This is a genomic window from Bacteroides sp. ET336 (assembly GCF_024733815.1).
Classification (GTDB): domain Bacteria; phylum Bacteroidota; class Bacteroidia; order Bacteroidales; family Bacteroidaceae; genus Phocaeicola; species Phocaeicola cellulolyticus.
Genome location: NZ_JANRHK010000015.1, coordinates 1 through 17,892, shown reverse-complemented (window position 1 = coordinate 17,892; position 17,892 = coordinate 1). Strand labels below are relative to the sequence as shown.

The following is a 17,892-nucleotide window of genomic DNA, read 5'->3' as shown; positions in this document are numbered from 1 at the left end:
TGCAGTTTTATTTGTTGTTGGAACCGACATTCAGATTGCGACGTGTCTTCCAGTTGTCTTGGATACATTGCATCAGGTCTTTCTTTACCATCTCTTCCTGAATGCTCAGCAGGCGGATGGAGTCTTTTACACTCAGGAACATGTTGATGTTTCCCAGCAGTTGCTTGTAAAGCCTGCAATCCTTGTCATCCATACTTTGCATGTACTTCAACAGGTTCATTTTCCGCACGCTGACAACGCTTTGCAGAAGAACATCGTTAATCTGTGGCGAGGTGTTCATCAGCTTCATGTACTGATAGACCGAATCCACGCTGTTTGACAACGAAAGTTCTTTGGCATAGACATAGTCATACTTCAATGTCTGTTCCGTGATCCGTTTCACTTCCGTACTGGACGTTTTAAGGAAACTGGCAAATATGGCCACGGCAAGAATGACGCAACCTGTCAGGTAACAGGAAAATTTCAGATAGGCTTTCCTTACTTCCGTATTATTTCTCGGTTTCATATCGGATAGGTGTTTTATGGGTTACAAATAAGTGCTGATTCCTAAATAGGCTCCTTGTTCCGTTGGATTTCCCAGCTTGAACTGGGCGTCCTCCTGCTGTATGATATAACGGACTTGTATTTCTTTGTCGGCAGGCAGGAACAGGTCCATCAGGTCGCAGAGTATCTGGCGGTCAATGGTATCGGAGAATAGGGTCTCCATCTTCTGTGCCGGTAGCGGGCCGATTTCCAACAGCATTTGGTAAGTGCCGTCGGCAAAACGGTTCCCCAGGACCATGGTGTCCCCCAAAAGGCATTCTCCCAGTTTAGGGACAAGATGCGGGTCCGCTTCCACCACGCTTTTCTCACCTTTCTGCAGGCGGATAGGCACTCCGGTCAGCATGCTCATGCACTCGCTTATTTGGGAAGGGCTGACGGTAATCTGTTCCATATAGGCAAGCATGCGGATAAGCATAATCGCCAGATGGACCGGCAGCAGTTTCAGTACCGGCCACTGGTCGGAGAATATGCTTACAAAGTCCGGATGTACGTTCATTTCATCGATACGTCGTTCCTTGTTTTGGAAACTTACCAGCATATAGTCCAGGGTTATCTCGAAAGGCTTGAAAAAGCGCCGGGCATAGAACTCTTCGTCCCGGTGGATCCGGATTTCATCCAGTATCTGCTCTTTGGAGCTTTTGTCGGACTGGTAGAGGTTCTTATGAAAAATGCCTTCAGGCAGTGTGTCATAAATACTCCGCCTGTTCACGTAGAGATACAGGTAATCTGTCAGGTCGTATTGGGAATATTCCGAGTGGGCATCATGGATGTCTTTCGAAAAGCCACGCCGTATGTCCCCCAATCTGGAAATGAGGGTGCGCTCCGCGTCGTAGCCGCTTTCTTTCAGTCCGCTGGCCACCACTTCCGCCTTGAAATCGGTGTCCGGCAAATTGAACGAATGGGGGCGTTCGTCAAAACATACGATTTTGTCAGTTTCTTCTTCCATAACTTTTCGGGTATTCAGGTTAGTCCAATATGTTCCAACGTGTCTCGCTGGATTCCTTGGGGTGTCTGGAGCGTTCGGCAACCACGATGTTCTCCTTATGTTTGCCAATGTATTCAAGGCGGCTGAGGGTGGTCCACAAGTCATTGAACAGGTATAGGAAACGCTCTGTTGTTACCATCAGTTGACGGATATTGTGATGGTCATACAGCAAGCCGCAATTTTCCCGCAACAGCCCTTCGTATGCGCCGGGAGTGATGCCGTTCCATTCATTGAAGTATTTCAACAGATCTTCTTTCTCCTCCTTGCTCATGAAACTCAGGCATACGTACAGGTGGTGTGCCAGTGTGGAGAATACATTCAGAAAACGCAAGGGGGAATAGTATTGTCCTTCATTACGGTAGGAAAAATAAATGTCGGATATGAAAAGCATGATATGGCGGCACAACATGCCGATGTTTGTGGCCAGTGCCGTTTGCTTTTCCGCATTTTCCACCTTGGCGAGAATATCGAATGAGGCTTTTTCGATGGAATCGACAAGCTGCCCGAATTTGGTGTAATAGTTCTTCAGGTCAGGATGGCTGGACATGCTGGTACAGGGAGGTATGAAGTTACCGTCCACTTCGCAGCGGTTGCCGTTCTTGCGCAAACGACCGATCAGTAGGAAGTGCCTGCCTAGCTCGCCTCCGTTGGTTTGCCCTGTTGGCAGTACGCTCAACGCATATTTAGGCAATGCGTTGGGTTGCCGCGGACTTAATTCCTTTTCATCCGGGGTACCTGAAGGACGGTGCTCGAACGGATCAGCCATCAGGATGACGTCCCATCGCAGGGCTTTGTCTTCCATTTCATCGGCAGAAATATGGAAACTGGCCGTCAATTCATCATTGTCTCCTGCGTCATAATCAATCAGGTATCCTCCGGAAGTAATGGCATAGCACCGTTTCAGACGGACTTCCAAAGTTCCCGTGACAAGTTCCGTGATGCTGAAATCTCCGGAAACGGGTTCCCCCTTCTTGAAGGGTAAAAGCCCGTAGTTGGTGCGGTTCAGATGATACGACTGGTATTCGCACAGACGGTGTGTAAAATGGTTTTCCTGCTGGACGAAGTGTTCCTTCTTGACCGGCATGCCATCCGCCCAGTTCACAAGCGGATAGCTGCCCCTTTTATTTTGATTTCCTGCCATAGTATTGCGTTTTAATATTCTTTATATGTTACTAGTTCATTCGCTACCCGTTTGGCGATAATCACATCATGCATCTTCAGCTTGTTTTCCGCAAGCGTGAGTTCCGGGTCAATATAGAACCTCTTTCTGAAAAAAGAGGATTTGGTATAGAATACCCATTCATAATATGCCCCGCCTTCATTTTGATAAACAATGGGCGAAGAGGGCGATTTGAGGTTGCAGTCATCAATCATGCGCTGGAACCATTGCCCGAAAATGACATCATCGGAGGCCTTGCCGGTAATACGTTCCGACACTGGGTCGTCTACTCTGCGGAAAATGTCCACGTCGATGACGATACTTCGTTCGCGGTTGATATACAGGGTCTCTGAATCGTATTCTTCCGAGTATTTCCACACTTTATAGATTTCCAAGGGTATGTCAAAATAGCTTTTTACCGTCTGGGTATATAGAAGGGGAAATACAAAAGGCAGTATGCAGGTCGAAGCCCATACCCCGTATTGAAGTTCGTTGCAGAGGTTGAAGACGACCGAAAAAATTCCGGCACCTAACAGCACGACCGTGACTGTCATCAGGCACTGTATGCCGAAAGAGGGCATCTCCTTGCCCGAAGAAAACACTTTGCGCAAGACATATCGGTTGTAATACCCGCCAATCCAGTATAGGATAACCAGCAGGATATAGATATAAGGCATGAAATTGTAGTCCATAAATCCGGACAGGCCGGGCAGGGCAAGTACAATACTGCACACGAGCAGATAAACAATCAGTCTCTTGTTGTTCAATAGTCTGTTCTTCCGTGCGACGAAATAGGCTGCTATCCCGAAAATTACGGTAAGCAGGGGCATCAACAGATACGATGAAATAAGATGTTGGGTAACTGGGTCCATATGCTATAAGTTATTTAGGCTTTATTGTATTCGATGAATATCCGGTAATTGAATGTATCTGGCGAACAGGCTGAAAGCTTGGTTCTCAGATTGTCTTTCATCTGCTTTTCCTGTGACGGGTCGTCCAGCTTTTCTTTGAGAATCAAGTGTACCTCTTTGGTCCGTATCAGTCCTTCACTGGGCATCGGGCTGATTTCCACTCCGTTCTTAATCTCTGTACGTACCAACAGTTCTCCGAGTTCTTTTTTACAGAAACTGATAATATCATTCTGGGTCAATACACGGCCATGTGAAATAAAACCGTATTTGTAAATGTCTATGCGTTCCCGGTTCTTGGGAGCCTGTTTGCCGCCATAGGTGGTGCTGACAAGCGCAAGTGTCCTTGGCTCCAGATAGGTGTTGGTATTGGGCGACAGATCCACGCCGGCTTGTATCTGGTTCCCTATCTCACAGTTGGTGGTCCAGTATTTGACGGTAACCTGGCCTTTACCGGTCAATTGGTCGATCATCAGATAGTAGGGCGTCTCTCTGAACTCATTCATGTTATCGGTTGTTTGTTTCATTTGTGCCACCAGTTGCTCCATTTGGGCGGCAAGTGCCTGTAGCTTGATGCTCGAAACGGAACCGAATGCATGGGTCTCATCATCCAGCAGGTCCAGCAGATAGCATAGCAGTTCTTTGGCAGAACGGGAGTCAAACCGTTCGCACCCTCCTTTGCGGATGGAATACGTGCCATAGCCCGCCTTGGAATTTCCCTCCGGGTACAGAAGCTCATGATAGCTTTTCCCGTCCGAGTCTTTCACACTATGTACGGACAACAGGGATTCATGATTTTCCGTCCGCAGGGGAATCACCCTGAAAGTGTCTTCAAGGGTGCTCACTTGTTCACGCAACAGTTTGTTTTCGACGGGCACGATATTGATTCCCGCTTGCAGTTCATCCATAACCTCAGCTGTGAAATGGGCGGGAAATTGTATTTTTAGCCAGACCAGCCTGTCCTGCATCTTTTCCCGCACGGCTTCCTTGAAACAAGGATGCAGTTCTTCAGGCAATGTCTCTTTGCAGGAATCATCAAGCGGGAAAGACTGCCGGACGCTCAGGAAATGTTTATTGTAGATTTCCATGATTTCCTTGTCTATGAGGAACATCGCATCATAGTTCTGGAAAAACGCACGGAAGGGATTATCTTGTATATCGTCCTTTTCGTAGATTCCCCGCTGCATGACAACCTGTTCTCCCTTGACGGACCATTCCGTACAGGGAAGCAGGAACAGGTATTCATAGCTTTCCGTAAGATTGGGAAAATCAAGATAGAAAGAGAAATTCCGAAGGTCGGTAATGGATTCGTCCACAGCCAGGCCGAGCCAAACGGTACGCGGAGTCATTCTGGATTCCGTACGGGCAATCATGGTTTTCTCCAGGGTATGGTCTATCCGGTATAGGAGACTATTGCAGACCATATATCTTATGTCGGCTCTATGTAGCAGTGTATCACATGCCGGATAAAACGAAATACTTCCTGTCGACAGCTTCCGGATCAGTGAGTCGCTTTCATAATACATGCCCGATTCCCGGGTGATCAGATAAACGGGTTCAATGGGAAAAGCGTGTACGATGCCGTGTGCGGGGAAGGGGGAGGTCAGGATACCCGGTGTCAGAATCCGGGCGGTCTTTTCCAGCAGCCTTGTTTCAATGGCGGTAAAATCTTCTCCCAGCATATACATTTCATTGGCCAATGCTTCCAGCAGGAGCTTGACGACGGGATCAAAATTTTCGGCTTTTTTGATTCCCCAGAAAGCCGCAGCATACTTCAGCATACGGTTCCTGATCTGTTCCTTGTTATATTTCTCTATGCTCATATACCTTGTTATCGGGTTGAAATGGGACCTAAATAAATCACATAGTAAAAGCAGCGTTTCTCTCCAGTGTGTACCAGACTGCCATACACATACACCTGCACGCGTTTCTTTATGGTCGAAGCGCCGGACACGCTGTCCTGCCGGGTCGCGTCATCTATACTGACCCGTACATATACGTTCGTAAGACGCTTTTCATACCGGGTGATTGCCTTCGTGATGTATTCCGAGAATTGTCCTTCCCAACGGGTGTGGGAGACAATGCTCTCAAAGTCGAGATAGAATATCTCACAGCCGAACTCCTTGTCAAAGGCATGTTCTCCGGGGGCCGTGCTGATTAGCAGTTCGATGAATTGGTCTATCGAGTCTATCTCGCTGCACGATGCAAGACGGTTGTTTCCCGCATCTTCGTTCAGCAGGGCCTCAAAGTCCAGTGGCAGTTTGCAAAATTTCGTTTCCATATCCGTCAGTGCCATTCGTTTTCAAATTCCTCGTTCGTAAATTTCAGTGTTCTTGCGGCAAACAGCAGGACGATGCTGCACTCATGGGTGGTGCGGTCCATCCTTCGCCGGAAACGGATGCAGTTGCCCTCCGTAAACCGCAGGGCGAATGTGGCCTGCTGGTCGGGTTCGTCTTTCCGGTAAACCCGCAGGTCTCCGTTCTCATACACCCTATATGCGGCCCATCTCAGCAGTTCGTCCCCCGGCATGCCGGTAAGCGTGCAGGTGACAAAGCCGCCGTATGCTTCACCCTCCGGCAGTCCGTTGCGGTCGGTATCACGTTTGAATTTCAGGTCAAACTCCTCTACCGCGTATGTCTCGTGACCTACGCTCAGCCGCATCACATACCGGTCATCCGGCACGGCGGAGTCTTTTCGTTTGAACAAAGAGGTAAACCAGTTCATGATTTCAAGTTTAAGTGACACGAATCACCGGCTTCCATTTCCCGGAAATGGATGGATAACGAAGTCCGGCTTTCTTTTACTGTCGAATGCACGTCAAGTTCAAGGCATTGTGCGCCTCTGAAACGGATAACTTCCTTGGGCGCACCGCTCAGGCCGGAAGTGTTCATCACTTCCCCGTCTTTCAGGATTCTTGAATTGAACATCCATTCCAGCAGTTCTTCCGCAGGGAATCCCGCAATGCTTGCCCGCATCCTGCCTCCGTGTGTCTCGCCGGTTACTTGTCCGTTCGGGCAGGCCTGTTTCTCAAAATCATACTCAAAGCTCAGCAGGTCGTATGCCTGCACTTCTTCATGCTCCGAGGGTTCGGCGGTCCAGAACTTGATATACGATTGTGCACTCATATCCTTATGTTTTTTTATTCTTCTTCACTCGTCAGATTGGTTTGCAGCATGGCGGTCAGAGTCCGTTCCTCATTCATGCGTGACTCCACGAACAGCACCGTGTCCTGGCTGTCCAGATGCTTGCGGGCGTAGGCACGCAGGTAGGCTTTGAATGCCTGCACCTTCGTCCGGTATTCTTCCAATGGGAGGGCGAAGATGTCTTGCGTTCCTACCCGTTCCAATCCGTACTTTTCCAACTCGTTTTCCAATGCCTGTTTCTGTTCTATACTAGAAACGGCATAAATTATTATGGATTTGTATTGTTTCATTGATTGATTTTTTTATAAAAATAATGCCATCACTCCCATAATAACAAAAGGAGTAAAAATAAAAAAATATGCCCATAGGCTAGAACTCAATTCAAACTTCTTATTTCTCATAACTTGTAAATACCGATGTTTATATCTAAAATATGAATATAAACTTATCCACAATATAAAATATACAAATAACATACCCCATACATATAAAATATTCCACAAAAAAGATTCTTTTATTACATATTTAATAATTAGAATAATATCAATCAAGTATGCAAAAAATATAGAAGATATTATAGTAGGTGCATGTATATCTAAATACATACTAGTATCCATAAACCTAGTTATGATTTGAATTTTATAAAATAAATATTCTAATATCATTCGCATCTCTACTCATTAAAAAAATAAAATCCATCAGTATACATATCTAACAAATAATATATTGAACTTGCTGCAAATCCCCAAGGCCCAAATCTCCCAATAACAGTAAATCCTACATCCAATGCAGCTTTTAACAACTTCTTATCATATGGTTTTTCATCATCGAAAACTAAGGTCATAAAGGATAAAACATTAGAATATATATTACCAACACCTCCTATTATTTTCATACTTCGAAGATATTTTACACCTGTTCTTCCTATTGCTCTAAATTCCTTTATTAATTTTTCGCCTTCGTTGAGTTTTCTAAACTGGCTATATGAATAATTATAATGACTACGTATGGCATAATCAATCAATTCTGTTTTTGCCCCTATGCCAATACCCAAAGCTCCAATTCCTGTATTAATATTATCAAGAGTTTCCTTATTATGATTAAAAAAGGAACTTAACTCATTGGTTGTACCAAAATCTTTTTTTAATTCTTTCTCTTGTATATAAGAATGAATAATCTTTGAATCACTCAAGAGAATATTACCTTTTGAGTCTGTAACTTCTATATAAATAAAATGATTGCCTTTCTCTTGCTTCAGGAACACATTAATCTTACCTTGTTCTTTTGGAAAAGTTACAGACTGGTTTCCCACAGCAACAGTTATGGTTCCATTACCATTATCATGAGTTATTCTTTCAGCTATATCTTCAGTAGTGTATCCCATGCTCAAAAAGATGCGCTCTGGACTATCATCTATAGCTTGATAAAAAAGAGGGTGTAACTCACAACTGTTCCATTGCACATTGCCATCTGTAATCCTGAAAGCCTGTGCTGGCATATACACAGGGCAGGTATATCCTATACCCTTAATATAACCTGTGTATGGAACTCCTATTGATTTTAGAAACTCAAAATCCTCTGGAGTAATTATTCTATTATTCAGAATATCGCCCATTACTTCACCCAACGATTATCAAATTCAATACCATTCACACTTACACTCTCAGGAGATAGAATCAGAGTAGTTGACAATCCTTGTCCCAACCCCTCGATAATCCGTTTCAGATTGACACAGTATGCATTCGTAAACGCCACCTCAAATATTACCCCGGACGTACCGGTCTTGAACAGCACCGCCCCGTTCTTCTTTACCCACGGCTTGATGGCCCATCCGTAGATATTGTTTTTCACCGTTTGCGAAAGGGTAATCATGATTCGCCCTCCGCGCACTTCTCCTTCTGGTTGGTTCTTGTTTCCGTCAACAGGCTGGTGGAAACCTATCTTGAATTGTTCTACTGCGTATTCGTCGCCGTCAATGCTGAATATGACATTCACATCGCTGTCCACTTGTGGAAAATTAAAGAGTCCCATAGCATTTTCTTTTTTTAGAGTACCCACTGGTTTTCAAATTCCTCTGTACCGAACATCAGTTTCTGTGCCTGTACGGTCAGTTTGGTCGCAATATAGCCCTTACCCTGCCGGATATAGCTGATTTCCATATCCACACAGGTCGCTTTCTCAAAGAGTATCTTCTCAAGCGCGGAGCCTTGGTTGTCGTGCACGACGATGGCGCCGCTCTGATATTTGCGCGCATCCAGCATCCACTGGATCATGTCCCGGTTGGGCAGGTGGGGATAGGTCACATAAAAGGTTCCGCCCTTGACCTCCGTCTGCACCTGACCCTTGACATCTATCCCTTGGGCGAATCCGAACTCACAACCTATCAGTTGATAACTGTCCTTATACATATCTGTCAGCGAGGTGGCTGCCAGATTGCCGATTTTTAAGAATACTGTGTATCCAAACATAGTGCATACAAAATTTAGGAGTGAATATTCAAGGTTAATTCGTTTCGTTCATCCAGGCCGACCTCCAGTGTCTTTCCCTGGCACAGTTCCTCTTTGATAATGAGGCGCGATATGGGTCTGCGCAGATAGTTACGGATTACGCCGGCCACTTGGCGTGCGCCGTATTTGGGAGTAAATCCCTTATGGGCAAGCATCTTTCGGGCATCGTCACTGATGATGATGTTGATACCCTGTTTGTCCAGTAGTTTCTTGACCCCGTTGAATTGTATATCGAATATTTTCAATAGGATATCTTCGCTGATAGGGGAGAACGGTACGATTTCAGACAGACGGGCAAGGAATTCCGGGCGGAAATACTGCCCCATCACCTCCATTATCTGGTTGGTGGTCGGCACATTGCCCGATTCCAGCTGTCTTGTCAGCCACTCGCTTCCCACATTGGAGGTGAACAGGATAATGGAGTTCGAAAAATCCCCTTCCTTTCCCAGCCGGTCATGCAGTTTCCCTTCGTCCATGATTTGTAGGAAAATGTCATATACGGAAGGGTGCGCTTTCTCTATCTCGTCAAATAACACGACGGCGTATGGTTGCTGGCGTATCTTGTTGACCAGCATGCCGCCTTCCTCATAGCCCACGTATCCCGGAGGCGCACCGTATAGCAGGGCGGCAGAGTGTTCTTCCTTGAATTCGGACATGTCAAAGCGGATCATGGACTTCTCGTCGTTGAATAGTGTTTCTGCCAATGCCTTGGCGAGTTCGGTCTTTCCGGTTCCGGTGGGTCCTAGCAGGAAGAAGGAGCCGATAGGTTGCCCCGGCTTGTTCATGCCGCTGCGGGATTCCAGAATGGCGTCCGTCAATGTCTTCAATGCCCGGTCTTGTCCGACGACCCTGCGCCGCAAATACTCCTCCATATTGAGCAGGCGTTCTTTTTCCTGGGACTGTATTTTACCGATAGGGATACCTGTCTTGCTGGCAACAACGGCAGCAACCTCATACACTTCCACCTGCTCTATTTCTTTCTCGGCAAACCGGAGAATGGCATTCAATGCGTTTCTCAGATAAGCTGCCAGTTCTTCATACTTCTGCAATTCATGGACATCCGTCTCTTCTGGTATGACTCCCAGCAGGATAGGGCTTAGCTTGTTGTGCATCAGAAATATCAGGTCCCTCAGTTCTTCTTCCTTCTCTACAGGCTCCTTTTCCGCCTGCTCAATTTCGTTCAATTGGCCAAGCAGGATTTCCGCATCGTTCTTGCCTGTTTCATTCACCATTTTAATGGCGGAGAGTGTCATGTCCAGCAGCCCTATGGCAGAATCCGGCAAACGGCGGTCTTTCACATACCGTTTGGCAAGGCGCACACATTCGGCTACTGCGTCCTCGCTGATTTTTACATGGTGGTAGTCCACATACTGTTTCTGTACGGAGTGCAGCATCTGAATGGCAGACTTCATGTCCGGCTCATTGATTTGTATCACCTCAAAACGGCGGTTAAAGGCATGGTCCGGCTCGATGATCTTACGGTATTCGTCAATGGTAGTGGCGCCTATCACGGTCAGGTTACCGTGCGACAATTCGGGTTTCAGCACATTTCCGGCGCCCGAATTCCCTTGCCGGCTATCCAGCAATACATGGATTTCATCAATAAACAGGATAGCGTTGTCGATGCCGCGAAGTTCTTTCAGGATATTTTTCAGGCGGTCTTCAATTTCTCCTTTATAGGTCGCTCCGGCTATGAGTGAGGCATTATCCAGTTCAAAGATACGGGCTCCTTCCAGGAAGGAGGGTACTTTATGGTTCACGATATCCCACGCAAGCCCATAAACCAAAGCCGTTTTCCCGACCCCGGCATCGCCGACAATCAGCACATTGGATTTGCTGAGGCTGCCTAAAATCTCCATGATCATGCGGTTCTCGCGGTCACGGTTGATTACCGGATGCAGGCTGTTCGTCGCAGCAGCGGTAAGATCCATACAGTATTTGGTTAAAAAGGAAGATGAAGATGAATTGGGTGACAAGACAGGACTTTCCGTCATGGAAACGGGAGGGTTGCCTGACGGCTCATTATTATATATGGAACGGATATCCTTTTCCAGTATGGGAAAGGATTTGAGCTGGTCGCTCGAAAAGGCGACTCCCGGCTTTGCCAGGGCAGCCAATACACATATAGGGTTAATATCGAACAGCCCTAGCTCTATGCGCACATCATCGGCAGCACGGAATAGGCTGCCAATCTTTTCCGAAGGCTTGATTTCTGACAGCTGGGTGGATTTCGGGCATTGCTCGATATGGACATCCGCCCATTCTTCCAGATAGCCTAAATCCTTACCTATACTTAATATAAAATCTCTTAGCCCTACTTCCTTATGAAGTAAGGCTTTCAATAAATGCGAAGGGGTATAATACTCATTCGCATTTTCACGGGCCACTGCCTGTGCTATGTTAAGCGCAATTTTTATAGAATCATCAAGATTAATGAAACCAACTCCTGTATCCATAATCAATAAGATTTAAAATTGCGCAGGAGAACACCGCAAATATAAGGCAAAAAACGAAAATCCGCTACTTTTAGAGCGTTTTTTTTATGCCTGAGGGCATTTTTTCGAGAAAAATCGAAAATTTTTCCTAAAACGCTTTGTTATTTCAGCAAAATGCCATAAATTGGGCACCGAAATTAGAAGTCAAAAATGACGGGGCAACCGGTCATGGATGAGGGATAATTTCAGAATTAACATTTTTATTAACTTAAAACATTGAGAATATGGCATTTAAAGCGTCATTTAAGTTCTCGGACTCGAAAGAGTTTGATGTGTTGAGATGGGATGTCAAGTTCAACCGTGATGTGGATCCTAAGGGTCGTCCGGCATCTGACATCTATGGTGGTACAATTAATGTCGAGGTTGAATCAACTCCGGATACGATTGTACTGGACAAAATGTTCAAGCAGTATCAGCCTGTAAACGGAAACATCGTCTTCAAGAAAGCAGACGAGGATGCCAAGATGAAGGAACTGGTATTTGAGAACGGGTATATTGTGAAGTACGAGGAGGCACTGAATGTAGCGAACTCATACCCAATGACAATCAAATTCTCCATCTCTGCTCAAACAGTGAAGATGGCTGATGCTACATTTGTACAAGACTGGCCGGAAAACAACTAACCGTTGTTTCTAGTCAAATTCTTGGAGTGCCGGAATATACCAATTCCGGTTATTTCGGCACTCAAAAACATACCGACCAGTCGGATTAATAAGTGGGAATTAAATAGATATTAATAAGTATGGGAGCAAGTTTTCTGAATTTGGTAGCCACCAAGGTAACCGTGAAAGGGGAAGAACAAAAATTCGTTTCTTTACGCCTTCATCAAGGTTTCAACCGGCATCACACGTTTACTATAATTGTAAACTATCTGTCGCCTAACAACACCTTTCAGCAGACTCCGGAGAAATTCATCAATTACATTGGGGAGACTGCCAATATTTCATTCGTCCACAAGCAGACCGGAGAAAGCTATGATTTCGAAGGGATTATCAATCAGGTGGAAATGATTGGAAGTGTGGGCGAAACGGGCGGAGTGGCTATTCATGGAGCAAGCCCTACTATACTGTATGAAAATAACAAGACACTCGACTCATGGACGGATCAGACCTTATCCGCCATTATAAAGGAAGTGACACAGGAGTACGGAAAAGTCAATCTGGTCTCTAATCCTGAATATGATTTGCCTATCCCTTACATGGCACAATACAACGAAAGTGTCTTTGATTTTATGAATCGCCTTTCGGCCCTGTATGGGGAATGGTTTTATTACGATGGCGCCAAAACTTATTTTGGCAAGCCGAACAAGGAGGACGACCCTAAGAAGATCTTGTATGACGTGGACTTGGAAGAAGTAAGGTTGGTAGCCAATCTGGTACCGGGGAAATCTGCCAGATACGATTATGTAGCGCAGGAGAACAAAATACATAAGGCAGATACGCCCGCTAAACCGGAAGGAATGAACGACCTCCAGTCCATTGCTCATGGCTGTTCGGAAAAGGCTTACAGCGCCCGCACCACTTCTGCGGCAAATCCGCATATCACAGACAAGGCGGGATTGGACGAACAAATGAAAATTGTAAAGAATTCATCCGGTGCCGGTCTCTTGAATATAAAGGGGATCGGAAAAACATGCCGGATCAGGATCGGAGAGGTTATTGACGTGGCTTTTCCGGATAGGATGAAATTGTCTCCTTTAGGGAAATTCCGTATTACCGAAATCACCCACGAGGTGAATCGGGACGGACATTATATAAATAGTTTTGTAGGCATCCCGGACCAAATGACGCACATTCCTGTGCCCAATGTAAAAATGCCGTTGGCATTGCCTGAGTTGGCAACGGTGGAGAAGAACGATGACGAAAAAGGACAGGGACGCGTGAAGGTTGTCTTTGATTGGCAGAAAAAGGGAAAAACGACCAATTGGATCAGGGTACAGAGCCCTAATGCGGGAACAAGCGATGCGGTATCCAAAAACCGGGGATGGGTATTTGTTCCGGAAGTCGGGGACCAGGTGATGGTCGGTTATGAACACGGCAATCCGGACCGTCCTTATGTAACCGGAGCCATGTTTCACAAGGACTCGGGAAAGGGCGGAGACAAGGACAACAAACTGAAAAGTATCATCACCCGAAGTGGAAACACCATTCTTTTTGATGATGAGACGGGAAGTATCACCATTATGGACCAGACTGGGAAACAGCTTATTGTTCTGGATGGGAAAGATACGATTAATATCATGGCAAAGAAAACGGTGACCGTCACCAACGAAGAAGAGTCGGTTATTATCATGGATGGCAGGTCTATCGGCTTGCAGTCTGATACGATTTCCATTGAAGGGAGGAAAAGCATTACACTGTTGTCAGGCGGTGAGAACATGATACTCAGCGGTGAAAAGAAGATAATCGGCAGCAGTGGAACCAATATCAAGCAGGAGGCTTCCAAAGGATATGACTTGAGTACTCAGAAAGGCACAGTCAAAGGTACAAACTTGTCAATCGAAGGCACAGCCGATGTAGCGGTAACAGGAGGAATCATAAAGTTCAACTCATAAAACCTCAGGATATGGGAGCATCTGCGTCTGTTGTACAGGAATACTTTAAGGCGGTCGATTATTGGGCGGATATTGCCGATAAGAAGGACTGGAAACTGGCTATATGGATTGTCGGACAGAACGATGTGGATTTGGTTGACAGGTTCTTGGAAATCGAACGCTCGCCTGTCGGACAGTTCGAGGATATTTTCTTCCGGTTTGACACGCCGTATGAGGGAAGCGGGGATGAATACACCGAACAGCTATGGCAGGAATATGCCGGCTGGTTCTCAGAAGAAGTGGAGGAAAAATACGACATCATCAAGGCCTTGCGGCACGATGGGCTGTTGAAAGAAGAATATGTCCCGGACACGTCTGTCGAACATACGGCAGCCAATCTGTGGAAAGAGATGTTGCGTTTCAAGGCATGTATATCCGGATTGGAGAATGCCTGTTTCTGCATCTATTTTCCTCCGGGACAGGAAAGGGGGCTTTCCAGGACCGAATGGTTCAAGCAGGTCTTGGAAGAAGGAATTCCGCAGGGAATCCGGTTAACGACCATTGACATGAAGAAAAACAGAAGTGTCAATCTGGATGAATCGCCGGCTGTAATTTATATCTGTCCCAAGTTCGATATGGCGGCGGCCCTGCATAACCGGATGGCACGGAGCGATACGGGCAATGACCTGATTGCACCCGAAAACCGGTTCAAACAGCAGGTGAGTGCCGTCATGGATTGCACACAAAAGCAGGATTGGAAATTGTTGGACAAGGAAATCCGGAAACTGCTGGATGTTGCCGGGGAGTTGAAGGATACGAATATATTGACATCCGCTCTGTTCATCGCCGCTGAAGCGTGTTATGCGATTCGGGAATACAAACATAGCATAAAGTACAGCGACGATACGATCAGGGAAGCGGAAAAGGCAATGGATAATGGCGAAGCGGCTGGATATAGCTATTGGAAAATGGCAACTTCCATGAAAGCGGCTGTCCTGACGGCAGAGAAAAAACGGGAGGAAGCAATTGCACTGTATGAGGGACTGGCGGAGAAAGCTATCGGACAAAAAGATCCCTACTATGTCATGGAAGGTTATCGGATGTGTGGCTTTTTACGCTACGAGGAAGGCCAGCTGAATCAGGCTTTCGAGTATTTTCTGCTTGCTTTGGCAGCCGGGAGTTATCTTTCCGAAGAAATCAGACGGAACTCCACGTTTACTTATGCGGCATATCTGGCGCTCCACACTGGCAGGCAGGTACGTGCGCCGATTGATATGGAGGTCTTGGAAGGGCAGCTTCAGGAATGGCTGGGAGAAGATTGGAAACAACTGGTGGAGGGTCCGGCCATGCAGCAGGCAAAAGCCAGAAGAAAAAGTAAGATTTTCGGATGAGTGAGATTTACTAACATATTTTTTAATTATAAAACAGATTAAGTATGGATTTAGGAAATTACGGAATAGGCGGAAATGAAGTGAAAATGGATGCCTCCGAAGGTATTGCGGAAATTCCACAGAACCGGACATTATTGGTTGAACAATTGACAAAGGACGAACCGGTAGCTCCCGAAGTGGTCATCGGTCTGACTAGCATTGACGAAGTCTTTGCACATTTCCAGCCGGAAATTGATATAGAGTTCGCTGATGCGGAAGGGGCTCCTGTTGAAGAGAACTTCCGTTTCCACAATGTGGGAGATTTCTCCGTGAAGAAAATGACGGAACAGAGTCCTTTCCTGTCGGGGCTGAATGCGGAAAAACAGTTTGCTGACAGGATGGAGAAGTCGTTACGGTCTAACAAGGTGCTGCAACGGGTTCTGGAAAACCCGGCTACACGCAAGGCGTTCGTCAATACACTGTCTATCATGTTGGACGAATTAAAGGAAAATGAGAAGTCTAACCCTGTAAATGAATGAGAACCATGAGCGAACAGAACACACAGAAGGAAACCGCAGTACAGCAACAGCAGGCTGCGGTACAAACCAAAAACTTGAATGCGGAGTTACAGGCTTTGGCAAAGTTCGGAGGTTTCAACGTCTTGGAATCTTCGGTGGACGGCATACAGAATTTGAATCCGGAACGTAAGGCACGCCGGAATATATTCCTTACTGACCGGGAACGGGCTAACGAGCGTAAGGAACTGAGAAAAAGGATTGAGATGTGGATAGATATGCTGAAAGACGGCAAGTCCATCAGCGAAATGGTGGATTTGTGCCAGAAAAAGTCTGCTGCCGTCTCTGACCTGCTCTCTCAAAATCAGCTGAAGGCGGTAGAAGAAGTGAAACAATTGGAAAAATCATACCGCACGGTCATGCTTTTCTACAAGAATACGGATGCTGACAAGATTAAGAACGTATCCATTGTCAACGCTTCCATGGCGCAGCTTACCGATTTGGACAATTCTTTCTTTATCGACGCTATTGCCGACGAGCTTCGTGCCAACTATGACCGTTTGGATTTACGTACCAATTATTCACTGCTGGTAATCCCCGGATACCTGGGTTCCAACAAGGTGGTGGAGAAATGGGCAAAAATAGCGCATGACAACAAGGTTATGATTTTCACTGATTTTGCAGACCTTGAAAAACCGGATGATGTGATTGAGATGTTCTTCGATTCCAATCTGACAGGTGGCGATGTCTATAAGTCCAATGTCTGCATGACATGCAACTATCTGGTAGGACGTGGACGCTATACCGAATTGGGAGAAACCGAGGACTTGCTGATTCCACCTTCGGCTGCACTGGCTGGCAGTGTGTACAAAACCGTGATGGCACAGGTCACTGCCGGAAAGAAGTACGGCTCTATGAGCGAGGTGGACAGCGTGGCTTTCAACCTGAAGAAGAGCGAAATCTCCGAAATAGAAAAGATTGGTCTGATACCGATGGTAAAGGAATACGGCAAAGTCATGGCTTTCTCGGCAAAGACCTTGTTCAATGGTGACAATCTGGGCTTGCAGACCTACTCGGTGGTACGTGTGTTCGATTGGGTGACAAAGGTCCTGATGGATTTTCTCAACCGCCGTGCCTTCGAAAATTGGAACAGCAAGGCTGAAAGGGATTTGCGCGGGCAGATTAGCAATTTCCTGGACAGCATACAAGGTCCCGGACGCCTGATTGAAAAATTCAAGATCCTGCGCTTCGAGAGAGACCCGAAGCAGAAGGACCGTATCTTCCTCGACATTCACCTGACTCCCTATTTCCCGGCAAAGAGCTTTGTCATCAAGCTGGAGGGAACGAAGGGGGATGATGAAAATGAATGGAACAGCGATTATGCACAGGATGCATAAATGAGTATTTTTAGAAGTAACTGAAGGGTCCGGCGGGGCTCTTCAGCTACTCTCCTTTTTACATCCTAAAAAATTCTCACTATGTCAGATGTATTCAAAAATATAGCTGACGCCGTTGATAGCAACAGCGTCAGACGGGGCTTTTCCGACCTTTTCACGGCCTCGAAAGCGGCTCTGGACAGGCTCCAGTCAGGTCTGGCAGGAGCTCTTCCTTCCGTGCCGGGCATGCCTGTGGCCAAGTTCGGCGACCTGTCCGTGGGCATCGACACGCACCCCACGGTCACGCCTCCGTCCCCGGTCATGCCCGTGCCCCACGTGGGGAAGGTGTACGACCTCA

20 protein-coding genes are annotated in these 17,892 nt (G+C 46.4%); 7 read left to right on the top strand and 13 right to left on the bottom strand.

Translation table 11 applies throughout. The annotated features are described in order from the left end of the window. Nucleotides 1-7: 7 nt before the first annotated feature. Both tssO and NW213_RS17010 read right to left on the bottom strand, forming a co-directional pair. Nucleotides 8-505: a type VI secretion system TssO gene (gene tssO, locus NW213_RS12590; protein ID WP_013617121.1), complete on the bottom strand. Its 498-nt coding sequence runs from the start codon at nucleotides 503-505 to the stop codon at nucleotides 8-10. A 21-nt stretch (nucleotides 506-526) separates the two neighbouring features. After that, nucleotides 527-946, bottom strand: coding sequence for a type VI secretion system baseplate subunit TssG (locus NW213_RS17010; protein WP_375338147.1), 420 nt, complete (start codon nucleotides 944-946; stop codon nucleotides 527-529). Between NW213_RS17010 and NW213_RS17005 the strand changes: the two genes are divergently transcribed. Then, nucleotides 945-1,085 carry a GXWXG domain-containing protein gene (locus tag NW213_RS17005; RefSeq protein WP_375338146.1) on the top strand — a complete coding sequence of 47 codons (141 nt, stop codon included), beginning with the start codon at nucleotides 945-947 and terminating at the stop codon, nucleotides 1,083-1,085. The genes NW213_RS17010 and NW213_RS17005 overlap by 2 nt on opposite strands. 423 nt (nucleotides 1,086-1,508) lie before the next feature. On the opposite strand, the gene NW213_RS12580 is transcribed toward NW213_RS17005, so the two are convergent. The 11 genes from NW213_RS12580 to NW213_RS12530 form a co-directional block, all read right to left on the bottom strand. Continuing rightward, nucleotides 1,509-2,669: a type VI secretion system baseplate subunit TssK gene (locus tag NW213_RS12580; protein WP_258322981.1), complete on the bottom strand. Its 1,161-nt coding sequence runs from the start codon at nucleotides 2,667-2,669 to the stop codon at nucleotides 1,509-1,511. 11 nt (nucleotides 2,670-2,680) lie between these two features. Then, the gene (locus NW213_RS12575; RefSeq protein ID WP_258322980.1) at nucleotides 2,681-3,559 is read right to left on the bottom strand and encodes a TssN family type VI secretion system protein; all 879 of its coding nucleotides are present in this window, start codon (nucleotides 3,557-3,559) and stop codon (nucleotides 2,681-2,683) included. Nucleotides 3,560-3,573: 14 nt separating this feature from the next. Then, a complete protein-coding gene (locus tag NW213_RS12570; protein ID WP_258322979.1) occupies nucleotides 3,574-5,418 on the bottom strand; it encodes a type VI secretion system baseplate subunit TssF in 1,845 nt (614 codons plus the stop codon). Nucleotides 5,419-5,426: 8 nt separating this feature from the next. After that, complete coding sequence (locus NW213_RS12565) at nucleotides 5,427-5,891, bottom strand: GPW/gp25 family protein (RefSeq protein WP_309148298.1); 465 nt, start codon at nucleotides 5,889-5,891, stop codon at nucleotides 5,427-5,429. Beyond that, nucleotides 5,882-6,319 carry a type VI secretion system tube protein TssD gene (gene tssD, locus NW213_RS12560; RefSeq protein WP_258322977.1) on the bottom strand — a complete coding sequence of 146 codons (438 nt, stop codon included), beginning with the start codon at nucleotides 6,317-6,319 and terminating at the stop codon, nucleotides 5,882-5,884. Before tssD (NW213_RS12560) ends, NW213_RS12565 begins: the two co-directional genes overlap by 10 nt. Next, a complete protein-coding gene (gene tssD, locus NW213_RS12555) occupies nucleotides 6,316-6,720 on the bottom strand; it encodes a type VI secretion system tube protein TssD (RefSeq protein ID WP_258322976.1) in 405 nt (134 codons plus the stop codon). Before tssD (NW213_RS12555) ends, tssD (NW213_RS12560) begins: the two co-directional genes overlap by 4 nt. Before the next feature lie 14 nt (nucleotides 6,721-6,734). Beyond that, nucleotides 6,735-7,028 carry a hypothetical protein gene (locus tag NW213_RS12550; protein WP_258322975.1) on the bottom strand — a complete coding sequence of 98 codons (294 nt, stop codon included), beginning with the start codon at nucleotides 7,026-7,028 and terminating at the stop codon, nucleotides 6,735-6,737. A 383-nt stretch (nucleotides 7,029-7,411) separates the two neighbouring features. Next, nucleotides 7,412-8,353: a hypothetical protein gene (locus NW213_RS12545; RefSeq protein WP_258322974.1), complete on the bottom strand. Its 942-nt coding sequence runs from the start codon at nucleotides 8,351-8,353 to the stop codon at nucleotides 7,412-7,414. Continuing rightward, nucleotides 8,353-8,769 carry a type VI secretion system tube protein TssD gene (gene tssD / locus NW213_RS12540; protein WP_258322973.1) on the bottom strand — a complete coding sequence of 139 codons (417 nt, stop codon included), beginning with the start codon at nucleotides 8,767-8,769 and terminating at the stop codon, nucleotides 8,353-8,355. The genes NW213_RS12545 and tssD (NW213_RS12540) overlap by 1 nt, the downstream gene beginning before the upstream one ends. Nucleotides 8,770-8,783: 14 nt before the next feature. After that, nucleotides 8,784-9,206, bottom strand: coding sequence for a type VI secretion system tube protein TssD (tssD, locus tag NW213_RS12535; RefSeq protein WP_013617109.1), 423 nt, complete (start codon nucleotides 9,204-9,206; stop codon nucleotides 8,784-8,786). A 14-nt stretch (nucleotides 9,207-9,220) separates the two neighbouring features. After that, a complete protein-coding gene (locus NW213_RS12530; protein WP_258322972.1) occupies nucleotides 9,221-11,701 on the bottom strand; it encodes an ATP-dependent Clp protease ATP-binding subunit in 2,481 nt (826 codons plus the stop codon). Between the two features lie 263 nt (nucleotides 11,702-11,964). On the opposite strand from NW213_RS12530, the gene tssD (NW213_RS12525) reads away from it, so the two are divergent. The 6 genes from tssD (NW213_RS12525) to NW213_RS12500 all read left to right on the top strand — a co-directional run. Continuing rightward, nucleotides 11,965-12,363, top strand: a complete 399-nt coding sequence (gene tssD, locus NW213_RS12525; protein WP_013617107.1) for a type VI secretion system tube protein TssD — start codon at nucleotides 11,965-11,967, stop codon at nucleotides 12,361-12,363. A gap of 119 nt (nucleotides 12,364-12,482) precedes the next feature. Further along, complete coding sequence (locus NW213_RS12520) at nucleotides 12,483-14,294, top strand: type VI secretion system Vgr family protein (protein ID WP_258322971.1); 1,812 nt, start codon at nucleotides 12,483-12,485, stop codon at nucleotides 14,292-14,294. An 11-nt stretch (nucleotides 14,295-14,305) separates the two neighbouring features. Further along, entirely contained in the window at nucleotides 14,306-15,664 is a 1,359-nt protein-coding gene (locus NW213_RS12515; protein WP_258322970.1) for a hypothetical protein, read from the top strand. Nucleotides 15,665-15,708: 44 nt separating this feature from the next. Further along, a complete protein-coding gene (locus NW213_RS12510; RefSeq protein WP_013617104.1) occupies nucleotides 15,709-16,182 on the top strand; it encodes a hypothetical protein in 474 nt (157 codons plus the stop codon). Further along, on the top strand, nucleotides 16,179-17,555 hold the full coding sequence (locus tag NW213_RS12505) for a DUF5458 family protein (protein WP_174490712.1): 1,377 nt from the start codon (nucleotides 16,179-16,181) through the stop codon (nucleotides 17,553-17,555). The genes NW213_RS12510 and NW213_RS12505 overlap by 4 nt, the downstream gene beginning before the upstream one ends. 81 nt (nucleotides 17,556-17,636) lie before the next feature. Further along, on the top strand, nucleotides 17,637-17,892 hold a 256-nt coding region (locus tag NW213_RS12500), incomplete at its 3' end, for a hypothetical protein (protein ID WP_258322969.1).